This window comes from Rhodoferax sp. GW822-FHT04A08 (assembly GCF_058801025.1).
On the sequence record NZ_JBXAMW010000010.1, the window covers coordinates 1 to 12,548 of the forward strand.

Sequence of the window (12,548 nt, forward strand, 5' to 3'; positions counted from 1 at the left end):
TTAGGTATCGCAGCGTTCATGGTCGGCATTGGTTCAATTGTCTTTTCCCAGATGGCGAAGCTGGCAATAGGTAGGACTTCGAAGGTGTACTGATGAATGCGTAGCTCAGCCTTTCCTAAATGATTACTCACTCGGGGTCTTGCGGTAGAAGGCTGGTCTTGGAGCTTCGACTCAATCCTGAAACGCTGGGTGTCCGGCAATACGCAAAGGCGACAGTCTCAAGGAGCTTTGATGCTTGCGATCTCTGAACATATGGGCATTGGCCTCGCAGTCTGAGATACTCCGTATAGCACCTCCGTATTTCAACCCAATTCAATAAAATATGGGGAAGTTGCTTAAGGGAGAGGAATATAAAAATGGCAAAGACACTGTGCCAAGTTTTTTCGGTCAATAGGTCTTTCGCGTTGAAGTTGTGCGCACTTCGTTTCGCTGCACTACTGTCCAGCGTGCTCGTGACTGTGTCACTTGCTGCCTGTGGCGGCGGAGGTGGCGGCGGGAACGTAGGGAGTGGAGCAGGGTCTACCGGTGGCAGCAATCCGACGGTTGCGAGCCTCAGTGGCGTTGTGGCGGTAGGAAATCCGGTTGTCAACGCCGAAGTGCATGTGGTTTGCGCCACAGGTGTTGCCCCACCACCGTCCAGAACCGATGCAAATGGCAACTGGCAAGTCGTATTGAACGGGCAAGGTCTCCCGTGCGCTGCAGAAGCCAGCGGAGGAACGGTAGCTGGGGTGGCCAATTCGAATGTCTACCATTCGGTGACGATCAGTAGCGCAACCGTCAATGTCACACCGCTCACGGATCTGCTGGTTGCCAACATGGTGGGCAATCCAAGTCCTTCCACATGGTTCTCATCTCTGGCTGGAAGTTCTGCCGGACTATCTGCATTGACACAAACCCAAGCGGACACCGCGCTTGCCAATCTCAATGCGGCATTTCCGACGCTCCCCATGTATGCCGATGGCAACAACCCCTTCTTCTCCGTGTTTTCACCGACTCCGGGCAATCCCCAGGACGACATGCTGGAGGCCCTCCGGGTAGCGATGACCAACTCCGGGGTTTCCCACGCGAGTTTGCTAGGCAGCGCTGCGGCCTCGCAATTCAGTCCACCGGCAGCATTGGTAACTGCTTTGGCAACGGCATACCGCAGCACCGGCAGTGGCAGTACCGCGGTCTACTTTCCCGTGGACCTCGCCTTTACTACGCTTCAAACCAGTGCCCTGACCATCAATATGACAGGCACCTATCAGGGCAACACAATCACGCTGAACCAAACCAATACACCCTTGAACGGTCCGCAGACATTTGCTGGACAGCCGGCCCTTGCGGCCAGCCAGACTGGCTACGTCAGCTATCAGGGCAACACTGTGCAGTTGCAACCCAGCACCTTGTATTTCAGCGTGGCGCCCTACAAGAGTCTGGGGAGCGTGAGCTCCAATTTCTACACGGTGTTCTCGAATCAGATTCCTCTGCCCCGCAACGCAACGGTTGGCTCTTCAGGAAGATTCAGCGTGGGCATCGACTACACGGATGCCACGCGATCCAATTCTGTAGATCAATTCGAGGAGAGTTGGTCTTTGCAGACTGGCACAGCTCCTGGTACGGCCAATCTGTGCATCAGCGTCTCGGCGACTCCAACAGGTGCAACAAAAGGAACCCCAACGACGAACATCACCTGTTTGACCATCGACACCAACGGGAAAATCTTGCGTCTGCAGTCGGTTGGTCCCGTGAATGGAACGACGCTGACACTGACCAGCACTTCAATCACATTCCCTGCGCCCAGTGTGGTGAGCACCACACCACTCAGCGGGGCAACGGGTGTCGCAGTAACAGAACCGATTACGCTTACATTGAGCGTTCCCGTGGATGTGAGCACGGTTACGGGTACAACTTTCACACTCACCTCTGGCGGCACTCCCGTTACGGGAACCGTTTCCGCGTCGGGCTCGACTTTGACGTTCACCCCCTCCGCGCCATTGGCGGCCAACACGTACTACACAGCGACTGTCTCGGGTAATGTGAAAAGCCAATCGGGGGCTTCCTTGGGTAATAACTATTCCTGGTATTTCTATACCAAGAACAGAGTAAGCGTTGCTGCGACCAGTCCGACTCCGTATAGCTATCCGGTTGCACTAAACGCAGTGGTGACCGCCACTTTCAGTGGCACTGTAGACGCCAGTACAGTGAACAACAGCAATTTCACGGTGTCCGACCCTTCGGGGCCCATTTCGGGAACCGTTGGCTATTCCGGCACAACTGCCACCTTCACGCCGACCACACCGTTGACCGTGAATACGGTGTACCGAGCCACCGTCAGCAGCAGTGTCAAAGATGTGGCGGGTGATCCAATTGCGGCTAGCCGCTCCTGGACGTTTCAGACTTTTGCACCTGGAACCGCCACCACACCGCAGCCGTTTACACCCATACCGAGTGGCCTTTGGCAACCAGCGCCTGGTGCGGTACCAAGTTCCGGCAATTTTGTCTATTTGCAGAGTGACTCCGGCGACTACATTGGCCAAGGAAGGGCCTATACATACACTCCACTCAATGCACAACTAGTGCTGCACTCGTCCTCCGGTGGAGTACAGGTCACAATCAATGGAAATGATTGGTGGTCTGGAAATTTCGTCGGCCCGAACTCCATCAGCCAACTGCAAGTTGGCTACTACTCTGGGCTCATACGCTATCCCTTTAACAACCCGGTATTGGGAGGGTTGGATTGGAGCGGGAACGGGAGTGGTTGCAATACATTGCTGGGATGGTTTGCCGTTGACAGCGTGACCTATGCCAACGGTGCGGTAACTGCGTTGGATCTTCGTTTTGAGCAACAATGCGATGGAAGTCAGAATGCCTTGCATGGATTCATCCATTTTGGTCCGTAAGAAATTGAGAGGGGTTTTCTTGGCGGACCTTAGCTACTTCGCTGCAAGGCCGCAATCTCTGCTTCCAGCTCGGCGATGCGCTGATCCCGCGCGTCCAAGGCAGCCTGAACTTTGGCTGAATCAAAGCGGGTTGGAATGTGCTGGTTGCAGTTGGCATCCCAGGCCGATACGGAAAAGACAATGACCTGTTCCGCCTTGGCCTTGTAGCCTGGGGGCATGAGGGCACTGACAAGCGCATCGTCATGCTCAACCACTTTGGCTTGGCCCCAGATCTTGACGCGTTGCCTGTGCTCGTAGTCCATGAGGAACAGATGCGCGTTGGGGTTCTCTGACAGGTTGCCCGCAGTGATGTACTGCTTGTTGCCAGCGTAGTCCACAAAGGCCAATGTGTGTTCGTCCAGGACGCGCAGAAAACTTGCTGGCCCTCCGCGGTGCTGGATGTAGGGCTGACCTTGCAGGTTGGCTGTCGCCAGATAAAAACTGGTCTGCTCGGCAATGAAAGCCTGAAGCTCTGGGGTGATGGTTGTTTCCCACGACCCGTCGAGCTCCATGCGCGCATAGGCGTGGCGCGACCCCTTGCGGGTCTGGATTGCCTTGACTGCCGGTGTGAAGGCAACGTCACTGCTGTACGCGGGTTGTGTCGGCATGGTGCTACAAACCCATCTCAGAAAGGGACGGCCACGTGTCTGGCCTGCGACCGGCAGGCCACAGCAGCTTGCGACTGGCAAGCGCAATGGGCAGGTCATTGATGCTGGCCAGGCGCGTGTGCATCAAACCATTCGCATCGAACTCCCAGTTCTCATTGCCGTAGCTGCGGAACCATTGGCCTTGGTGGTCATGCCACTCGTAGCAGAAGCGGGCCGCAATGCGGTTTTCATGAAAAGCCCATAGCTCCTTGACGAGCCGGTACTCCTGCTCACGCTCCCACTTGGCTGCCAGAAACTTCTGGATCGCTTCGCGGCCTATGACAAATTCCGAGCGATTGCGCCAACGGCTGTCGGCTGTATAGGCCTGTGCTACACGCACTGGATCGCACGTATTCCATGCGTCCTCCGCCATGCGTACTTTGGCAATGGCGGTTTCGCGGGTAAATGGTGGTAGCGGCGGGCGCACTGTTTCTGCGGTGGCGTTCATCGTATTTCCTTTCAAGGAGGCCTTCAGACACCGGCCCATGTGTTTGACGGGGGAGCACCGTTTGGTGCTCCAGGGATATCAGGCTGCCATGCGGGCGTGGACAACTGGAAAGTCGATCGTGGTCTGTGCCACGTTGTTGATGTAGTTGGTCAGCACGTTGACGGCCACATTGGCAACGATCTCGATGACGCTGGCTTCGTCAAAGCCGGCCAGACGCAGGGCGGCGATGTCTGCATCGCTCACGCGGCCGCGCGACTGGGCCACGCGCAAGGCAAATTGCAGTGCCGCCTGGACGGTTGCATCTTCCGAGCGTGCATCACGTGCGGTGTCCAGCTCTGCGCTGCTGATCTTGACCACGTTGCGTCCCAGGTAGTCGTGAGCTGAGAGGCAGTAGTCGCAACCGTTGTACTCGGCAATGGCCAGGGCAATGCGTTCACGCAATTGCACGCTGAGCTTGCCCTTGCCCAATGCGCCGTTGAGCGAGAGGTATCCCTCCAGGGCGGCTGGGCTGTGGCCCACGAGCTTCATCAGATTGGGCACAACACCGAGTTGCTTTTGAACGGCAGCCAGCAAGGGCTTGGCGGCTTCAACGGATTGGTCAACGGTAGGGATGCTGATACGGGACATGGTGGTTTCCTTCAATGTAGTGGCGGTTTGGGGTGGTCTTCACCGCAATATGCAGCGAATGGATGAACTGTATTTAGTTCGCTCAACAAAGAGAATGACCGCTACACTCAATTCACTATTCCACTTGGCGGAAGACTATGGACCGATTCCACCTCATCAATGTGTTCGTCGCCGTTGTTGACACCAACGGCTTCGCGGGTGCTGCACGCAAGTTGGGCATGTCGCCTCCGGCCGTGACGCGCGCCATCAATGAACTGGAGTCCCACCTGGGGCTGCGCTTGCTCACGCGCAACACCCGCACGGTGCGCGTCACGGACGCAGGGGAGCGCTATGTGCAGGACTGCCGACGCATCCTGGCGGATATGTTGGAGGCGGATGAGTCTGTCAGCGGCATGCATGCGTCCGTGCGTGGACGTCTGACGGTCACGGCGCCGGCGCTGTTTGGTGGGAAGTATGTTGCGCCCATCGTCACGGAATACCTGCAGCGCTACCCCGAAGTCAGCGCCTCCTGCCTGTTTCTGGACCGTGTAGTCAACCTGCTGGATGAAGGCGTCGATGTGGCCATTCGCATCGGTGAGCTGGCGGACTCCAGCATGCAGGCCATACGCGTCGGCAAGGTGCGGCGCGTGATTTGTGCGTCACCCGAATACCTCGCGAGAGCGGGCACGCCGCGTACTCCGCAAGACCTGCTGTCGCACACCGTCGTATCGGCCAGCAGCGTGACGCCCAACCCGGAGTGGAAGCTCCTGCGGCAAGGTGAAGCCGTCACGGTGCGTTTGCATGCCCGCATGATCACCAGCACCAACGATTCGGCTGTCACTGCCGCGCTGGGTGGCTTTGGCCTCACCAGGCTGCTGTCCTACCAGGTGGCGGAGCACCTGCAAAGCGGGCGGTTGCAGGCGGTGTTGTCAGACTGCGAGCCCGCGCCCCTGCCTATCCATGTGGTGCACCGTGAGGGCCAGCAGGCGCCGCAGCGAGTGCGGGCCTTTCTGGATCTGGCCATCGATCGCCTGCGCCAGAATCCGCTGCTGCAGTAGGCGCGTGCCTGGCCGCTTCAGGCGACCAGCATGGCGCGCGCCGCAGTGCGCACCACATCGCCAATCACGTCTGGGTCCACCTTGGGCTGCAGGTCAGCAGGGGACCCATTGCAGCCGGTGGCCGTCAGTTTCAAGATGCCTCCGGAGCGGTTCGTATCGTATTCCGCGGTGCACGAGGGGCAGTACAGGCGCGTACCCGCTTGATGCGCCCGCGGAACGGCAATCGTGGGGCCACACATCAGGCAGGCCTGCAACGGGATTCCGGAATCGCTATGCCCCACGATGTGATCGAGCTCGCCTGCCTTGCCCAGCGCCACAAAACGCTCCCCCATCTCGCGGTCGAACTGCGTTCCCAGGTGCTGCGCAATGATGTCCAGTGCCTGGGGCACGGGCATGCCATTGCGGTAGGGGCGCGTGCTCGTCATCGCGTCAAAGGCGTCACATATGCCCACAATGCGCGCATCCACGGCGATGTCATGGCCAGCGAGCCCTCTGGGGTAACCCCGGCCATCGGGTGTCTCGTGGTGCGCCCGGATGGCTGCTTCCGCCAATTGCGCCAACGGGTGGCTGGACAGCATGCGCCAGCCCACCTCCGGGTGCGTCTTGATCACCGCGTACTCCTCGTCCGACAGCCGGTCCTTCTTGCCAAGAATGTGGTCTGGGATACTGATCTTTCCCAGATCGTGCAGGAAGGCACCCACGGCAATGCGTGAGACCTCATCGGCATGCAGGCCAGCCCGTGTGGCCAGCAATTGTGAAAACTGGGAAACGCGCCACAGGTGGCCTCCTGTGTAGGGATCTCTGGCTTCGACCATCCAGGCCATGACCAGCAGGGACGTCAGCAGGTCTTCCTGGTGGCGGATGGAATCTCCGGATTGCGTGGTGGTCAGCAGACCCTTGATGTGGCTTAGCAGGCTCAAGACATTCCTCCGTTCACTAATTCAATGTTCATGCCGTTGGTCTTCAGATTCCGGGATTTCTTACACCGTACAAGAAGATGCTGGCTCCGGTGGGAAATGTGAGGGCAACCACCTTCCTGGCATTCAAATTGCATTTGTTACCATGTAATTTTGAAATGGACCCATCTCCACTGGAATGCATACCGTATGAGCCCTCAGCCTCACATTGGACGAACCCTCCGGAAGGAACTTTCCGACTGGCGGCGTTGGGTCGGGAGGACACTCGTTCTGGTCTTTGCTTCAACCGCCGGACTGACCGTCGTAGCGTTCACCTGGCTTAGCGAGCGGGCCCTTGCTGCTTTTCACGTTTTGCAGAGCACCTATTGGTGGGCACCGTTGCTCTGGACGCCCTTTTGCACCATGGCCATCGCGGCGATCACTAGGCGTTGGCTCCCAGGCATTGCGGGTTCTGGCATACCTCAGGTAATTGCAGCCCTTGAGCCGGAGGCCACGGGCAGCAATCGTGGATATTTTGTTTCGCTACGGCTCTCTATTGCCAAGATCGCCATGACGGCCTGGGGTCTATTGGCGGGACTGTCGTTGGGGCGCGAAGGGCCGTCGGTTCAGATAGCGGCGGGAGTTTTGCACCACGCCAGGCGCTGGATCCCGGAGTCCGCCCGGGTATCCGATCAGGCGCTGCTGATCGCCGGAGGTGCTGCAGGCATTGCTGCCGCCTTCAATACGCCACTAGGAGGGGTGATGTTTGCCATAGAAGAGTTGTCGAGGAGGCCCGAGCAGCGTAGCAATGGTTTGGTCCTTGCCGCTATTGTTTTCAGTGGCCTGATGGCCGTTTCCATCTACGGTAATGCAACTTACTTTGGGGTCATTCGAATTGATGGCTGGAGTACTGCTTTGATCTGGCCAGGACTGGTCATTGCCGTGGTGAGCGGAGTGCTGGGGGGTATCTTTTCCAGACTCATGCTCACCTCCATGACACCGAACGCAAAGGGTTGGTGCATGAATCTACGAAGAAACCGGCCCATTGCCTTTGCCGGTTTGTGTGCGCTGCTGATTGCCCTTATGGGTGTGACCAGCGATGGTTCCATCTTTGGCAGTGGATATATGCACACGCGTCAGCTGTTGGAGTCCGGCACGGAAACCTTCGACTTATTTGTGCCGTTCAAGTTCCTTGCAACTTGGCTGACCACATGGTCAGGTGTTCCGGGGGGGATTTTTGCCCCATCTCTGGCCATTGGAGGCTCCCTTGGACAAGAGGTGTCGCAATGGCTTGGCGTTGCCAGTACGCCCGCATACATTGCGCTGGGCATGGCCGGCTTTCTTGCCGCAGTGACGCAAGCCCCGCTGACTGCTTTCATCATTGTGATGGAAATGGTGGACGGACATGCCTTGGTGCTGAGCCTGATGACCTGTGCATTCGTTGCATGCGGAGTCTCAAGATTCATCAGTGTCCCCTTGTACCCCGGTCTTGCGCTGCTACAACTCAAGCGTTTGCCGGCGCAGAGCCAAGGCATTGATCGCAATTGAGGTGAGCCCTATTGGGGAACCAACACAGGCATATCTCTGTACAGCGACGGGAACGTGCTCTTCAGGTTTTCCACTTTGGGTAGGTCAAAACGCACAATGTACGGCGATTCGGGATGCGCGGTGGCGTAGTTCTGGTGGTAGCGCTCTGCCGGGTAGAACCCGTCCAGCCGGTTTACCGTGGTGACAATCTTTTGCTCAAACACCTTTGCTGAATCAAGCTGGTCGATGTATCGCTGAGCCAGGGATTTCTGCCTGTCATCGCGGTAGAAGATCGCCGACCGGTATTGGCTTCCCACGTCTGGATATTGGCGGTTCCATTGTGTCGGATCGTGGGCCACCGAAAAGTAGATCTGCAGCAGTTGTGCATAGCTCACTTGTTGGGGGTCAAAAGTAACTTGCACGGCTTCGGCGTGACCCGTGCCACCGCCGCTGACTGTTTCATAGTCTGCTTGGGATGCCTTCCCTCCGGCATAGCCCGACACCGCGTTGAGAACGCCTTTGGTGTGCTGGAACACTGCCTGTATTCCCCAAAAGCAACCTCCCGCAAAAACAACCGAGTCCTGCATCGCCCCAGTGCCCACGGGACTGGAAATGATTTCCTGGTTCGGTGGCGGCAGTGACCTGGCCTTATCCGCCTTGGCAGCAGGCCCCAGGTACAGCATGGTCAGCAACAGGAACACGGTAATGGCCAGAAACGGCCAATTGCCCGTTCTAGCTGACTGCGCGGAAGGATTGGGTATTTGCTTCGACATGGCACTTCCTCCTGGATAGGCGTAGGGCGACTGGTGACCCTACAAGGTTTTGGTCGTGAAACTCAGGCGTCTCTTACAGCCTCTTGCATGTTCGCCCTCCAACCTCAGCATAGACAACAAACCATAGAAGCACTCGCAGCGCAGTTTCTGGCGTTCATGCCAGCAAAAAAATCAGAATGCCTGTAAGAAGTCGGCCTCCTGCCGGACTAACGCCCAACAACGCTCGGAACTTACGCAATGACGACAACTTCTACCCAGGCATCCATGAAAGGTCGCCCATGACCCCCGCCACGGAAGTCATCCATCCGGTGTGGCTTCGCGTCACGCACTGGACCAATGCACTTGCCGTGCTGGTACTGGTTGCCAGCGGCTGGAAGATCTACGACGCAACCGCCTTTCTGGGATTTGCGATTCCCGGCACGCTCACGCTGGGTGGCTGGCTGGGCGGCGCACTGCTGTGGCACTTTGCAGCCATGTGGGTTCTGGCCGCAAACGGTGTGGTGTACCTGCTGCTCAACGGCTTTACAAAGCGGTTTGCGCGGCGGTTCTTTCCGCTGTCCTTCTCGGCCCTGCTGGGAGACTTGGCTGCTGCTTTGAGAGGGCAGCTGGTGCACGCAGACCCGCGCCACTACAACACCGTCCAGCGCGTTGCCTACCTGTTTGTGATGCTGGACAGCATGGTGCTGGTGCTATCCGGCCTGGTGCTCTGGAAGTCCGTCCAATTTCCGCTGTTGCGCACCTTGCTCGGCGGTTACGAAGGGGCGCGGCTGGTTCACTTTGTTGCGATGTCCGGCCTCGTATGTTTCATTGTGGTTCATCTGGCGATGGTCGCGCTGGTACCCCGCACCCTGATCGCCATGGTTCGCGGTCGCTAGGAGACAAGCACATGAAAATCCGAGTCCCTTCCGTCTTGTCTGTGGATGGCAAAGCCGCCCTTCAGGAGGCCGTTGATCGACTGGCACACGCCAACCCATCCATGGACGCCTCCAGGCGAAACTTCTTGCGTCGAACCATGACGTTGGGCGGCCTGAGCATGCTCACCGGCTGCACGCTGGTCGACGAGGACAGTGTGGAGACCGCACTCACGCGCATCTCACGCCTCAATGACAAGGCACAGGCTTGGCTGTTCGACCCCAATCGGCTGGCGCCCACGTATCCGGATTCCATGATCACGCGGCCGTTTCCCTTCAATGCCTTCTATGGCGAAGACGAAGTGCGTGCCATCGACGGAGACAGCTTCCGCCTGGAGGTCACAGGCCTGGTGGCGGACAAACGCAGCTGGACCTTGCCCGAGTTGCGTGCAATGCCGCAGATCGATCAGGTGACCCGCCACATTTGCGTGGAAGGTTGGAGCGCCATCGGCAAATGGGGTGGTGTGTCCTTCGCGGCCTTCTTGCGACGCGTGGGCGCAGACCTCAGCGCAAAGTATGTCGGGTTCAAGTGCGCTGACGACTACTACACCAGCATCGACATGCCCACGGCCCTGCATCCCCAGACTACCCTGGCGCTGACCTATGACGGACAGACTCTGCCCGCCAAGTATGGCTACCCCATGAAGCTGCGCATACCTACCAAGCTTGGCTACAAGAACCCCAAGCACATCCAAGCGATTTTTGTCACGAATACCTACCCTGGCGGTTACTGGGAAGACCAAGGGTACAACTGGTTCGGAGGAAGCTGAGTCCGCTCGGCTTGTTCCAAACATCGGCACTTTTGCCACATACATCACTCTGTGAATTGAAGGAAAAAACCATGAACAAACTGACCGCAACCATCCTGTCCGCCTGCATGCTGATCGCCACAAGCGGTGCCATGGCCGCTGACGAAATGAAGAAGGACGCCATGGGCAAGGATGCCATGACCAAGGACTGCATGAAAAAGGACTCCATGGGCAAAGACGCCATGGGCAAGGACTGCATGAAGAAGGACACCATGGGCAAAGACGCCATGAAGAAGGATGCCATGGGCAAGGACGAGATGAAGAAATAAGTCGTATCGTTGGTGCCGCAGCCGATGCCAACGGCCCAGCAATGGGCCAGGCGCATCGCGGTGCGGGCACTGATGCGGTCCGCTACGCAGGTAACTTCTATCGTGTCTTTATCAGCACTCTCCGGCACTTCGTCCATCGGGCCTGGCAACGGTGGGGGCGGCGCACCGGTCGCACTGCAAGCCAAACTGGCCCAATGCGAAAGACAGTTGGGCGACTGGCAAGCGTGCCCCTCGGGAAAAACCCCCGAAGGAAAACGCATCATCGAGAACCTGCAGTCTCAAATCAGAAACATCGAATCCCGCATGGCAGACGCGGACAGCGTGAATGCACGCTCGCCGTCAACTGGTTCGTCCGGTTCAGCGCTTTCGTCAGCACCGGTCGCTGCTCGGCCTGTGGGTCTTGGCGCCATCGGTGGTCTGGTAGACGTATTTGCCTGACCGCAACGCGCCCTTATGAGCAGGAAAGGCTGACCGCCTGCAGGGTTTCACCGGTCTGGATGTCGGAGACAACCAGGTTGATTTGGCGGGGGTGATCCGCCTGCGCGGGGATTGCATAAAACGTCAGCGTCTGGGCTCCCTCGTAGCGACCTACGGGCGCGTACTGCCGGACGACAAAGTCATGCTTCAGATACTCACCCGCGTTCTCACCTGCCTTGACGTGTGAGCTGTAGTTGTGCTCGGTGGTGGTCCAGTATGCGGTCCACGGGCCCGAACCTGCCACAGGGGTTACGCGTGCTTCAAAAGCGTTGGCGCGTGTACCGCCTTGCAAGTGAATCGTTGCCTTTGCGCTTGCGTTGAAATCGACGGCCTGCAAGGATTGCCTCCAGTTGGCCCAGTCACGCCCGTTGCGCACCAGTTGGGGGGTGTAGATGCCGCTCAATCGATTGGCGAATGCAATTTCCCTCTGGCGTACGGTGAATGCGGGATTGGCAAACGGATCCTTCCAGCCGATGTAGTCCCAATAGGCAACGTGGAAGGCCTGTGCCACCACGGGCTTGCCTTTCATGGTGGATAGCCATTGGTCTGCTGGTGGGCAGGAGCTGCAGCCCTCCGACGTGTAGAGCTCAATCACCGGGGTCAGTCGATCACCGGAGGTGACCTCACACGACGTGGGTGCAGCCCATGCCACGGCAGAGATCACCGCTGAAGAAAACCACAAGGCCAAGGGCCTGAAAGTAGGGAGGTGCATATGGAAAACATAGTTGGTGGAGATGCTCATTGGTCGGCCAACGCCTGCATTTCTTACTCGCATAACTACGTATAGCTAGCTATGTTTTTGTATGCATACATGGAAGTGGTCTTGCCATGCAATGCGAAAAAAAGAGCGCCATTGCAAAAAATGTTCTGCTAACATCCGCCCACGTTAAAGGTGTTCCCTGACTGTTCAGTTGAGGGAATTAAACGGGAAGTCGGTGCGTTGGTTCCATACAGGGGCCAACAATCCCAACGCTGCCCCCGCAACGGTAAGTGAGAGAAGCTTGGTACGACAGCCACTGTGCGAAAGCATGGGAAGGCACCAAGTAGGTGATGCAAATCTCCGCTCACGAGCCCGGAAACCGGCCTGTAACGCATACGTGCGGCATTGCGGTGGGCGATGTGGGCTGGTTGCAGGTGCTGGTGCACCGCTGCTGTCTCTCATTCTTTCTCCAACGTGTTCGCGTTTTGCATCTTGTACGCGGGTGT

At 57.8% G+C, this 12,548-nt stretch carries 13 protein-coding genes and 1 riboswitch; of the genes, 7 read left to right on the top strand and 6 right to left on the bottom strand.

All coding sequences use genetic code 11. The features are described 5' to 3' along the window. Positions 1–356: 356 nt before the first annotated feature. Positions 357–2,882: an Ig-like domain-containing domain gene (locus AC1RMF_RS18085; RefSeq protein WP_493143298.1), complete on the top strand. Its 2,526-nt coding sequence runs from the start codon at positions 357–359 to the stop codon at positions 2,880–2,882. A gap of 29 nt (positions 2,883–2,911) precedes the next feature. On the opposite strand, the gene AC1RMF_RS18090 is transcribed toward AC1RMF_RS18085, so the two are convergent. The 3 genes from AC1RMF_RS18090 to AC1RMF_RS18100 form a co-directional block, all read right to left on the bottom strand. Further along, complete coding sequence (locus AC1RMF_RS18090; protein WP_493143300.1) at positions 2,912–3,529, bottom strand: pyridoxamine 5'-phosphate oxidase family protein; 618 nt, start codon at positions 3,527–3,529, stop codon at positions 2,912–2,914. A 4-nt stretch (positions 3,530–3,533) separates the two neighbouring features. Beyond that, on the bottom strand, positions 3,534–4,016 hold the full coding sequence (locus AC1RMF_RS18095) for a nuclear transport factor 2 family protein (RefSeq protein ID WP_493143301.1): 483 nt from the start codon (positions 4,014–4,016) through the stop codon (positions 3,534–3,536). 78 nt (positions 4,017–4,094) lie between these two features. Beyond that, the gene (locus tag AC1RMF_RS18100; RefSeq protein ID WP_493143302.1) at positions 4,095–4,643 is read right to left on the bottom strand and encodes a carboxymuconolactone decarboxylase family protein; all 549 of its coding nucleotides are present in this window, start codon (positions 4,641–4,643) and stop codon (positions 4,095–4,097) included. A 137-nt stretch (positions 4,644–4,780) separates the two neighbouring features. Between AC1RMF_RS18100 and AC1RMF_RS18105 the strand changes: the two genes are divergently transcribed. After that, on the top strand, positions 4,781–5,680 hold the full coding sequence (locus AC1RMF_RS18105; RefSeq protein WP_493143304.1) for a LysR family transcriptional regulator: 900 nt from the start codon (positions 4,781–4,783) through the stop codon (positions 5,678–5,680). A gap of 17 nt (positions 5,681–5,697) precedes the next feature. Here AC1RMF_RS18105 and AC1RMF_RS18110 read toward each other — a convergent pair whose 3' ends face one another. After that, on the bottom strand, positions 5,698–6,600 hold the full coding sequence (locus AC1RMF_RS18110) for an HD-GYP domain-containing protein (RefSeq protein WP_493143306.1): 903 nt from the start codon (positions 6,598–6,600) through the stop codon (positions 5,698–5,700). A gap of 399 nt (positions 6,601–6,999) precedes the next feature. Between AC1RMF_RS18110 and AC1RMF_RS18115 the strand changes: the two genes are divergently transcribed. Further along, on the top strand, positions 7,000–8,124 hold the full coding sequence (locus AC1RMF_RS18115; protein ID WP_493143308.1) for a chloride channel protein: 1,125 nt from the start codon (positions 7,000–7,002) through the stop codon (positions 8,122–8,124). Between the two features lie 8 nt (positions 8,125–8,132). Here AC1RMF_RS18115 and msrA read toward each other — a convergent pair whose 3' ends face one another. Then, positions 8,133–8,876 (bottom strand): peptide-methionine (S)-S-oxide reductase MsrA, encoded by a 744-nt coding sequence (msrA, locus tag AC1RMF_RS18120; protein ID WP_342618561.1) that lies wholly within the window; start codon positions 8,874–8,876, stop codon positions 8,133–8,135. Positions 8,877–9,154: 278 nt separating this feature from the next. Between msrA and AC1RMF_RS18125 the strand changes: the two genes are divergently transcribed. The 4 genes from AC1RMF_RS18125 to AC1RMF_RS18140 all read left to right on the top strand — a co-directional run bounded on the left by AC1RMF_RS18125 (position 9,155) and on the right by AC1RMF_RS18140 (position 11,303). Further along, the gene (locus AC1RMF_RS18125; RefSeq protein WP_342618560.1) at positions 9,155–9,751 is read left to right on the top strand and encodes a cytochrome b/b6 domain-containing protein; all 597 of its coding nucleotides are present in this window, start codon (positions 9,155–9,157) and stop codon (positions 9,749–9,751) included. Between the two features lie 11 nt (positions 9,752–9,762). Then, on the top strand, positions 9,763–10,557 hold the full coding sequence (locus AC1RMF_RS18130) for a molybdopterin-dependent oxidoreductase (protein ID WP_342618559.1): 795 nt from the start codon (positions 9,763–9,765) through the stop codon (positions 10,555–10,557). 71 nt (positions 10,558–10,628) lie between these two features. Next, positions 10,629–10,865, top strand: coding sequence for a pentapeptide MXKDX repeat protein (locus AC1RMF_RS18135; protein ID WP_342618558.1), 237 nt, complete (start codon positions 10,629–10,631; stop codon positions 10,863–10,865). A gap of 102 nt (positions 10,866–10,967) precedes the next feature. Continuing rightward, complete coding sequence (locus tag AC1RMF_RS18140) at positions 10,968–11,303, top strand: hypothetical protein (protein ID WP_342618557.1); 336 nt, start codon at positions 10,968–10,970, stop codon at positions 11,301–11,303. A 13-nt stretch (positions 11,304–11,316) separates the two neighbouring features. Here the strand turns inward: AC1RMF_RS18140 and AC1RMF_RS18145 are convergent, their stop codons facing one another. Beyond that, positions 11,317–12,054, bottom strand: a complete 738-nt coding sequence (locus tag AC1RMF_RS18145; RefSeq protein WP_493143310.1) for a DUF1223 domain-containing protein — start codon at positions 12,052–12,054, stop codon at positions 11,317–11,319. A 161-nt stretch (positions 12,055–12,215) separates the two neighbouring features. Further along, a riboswitch (cobalamin riboswitch) is annotated at positions 12,216–12,444 on the top strand. The last annotated feature ends 104 nt before the right edge of the window (positions 12,445–12,548 follow it).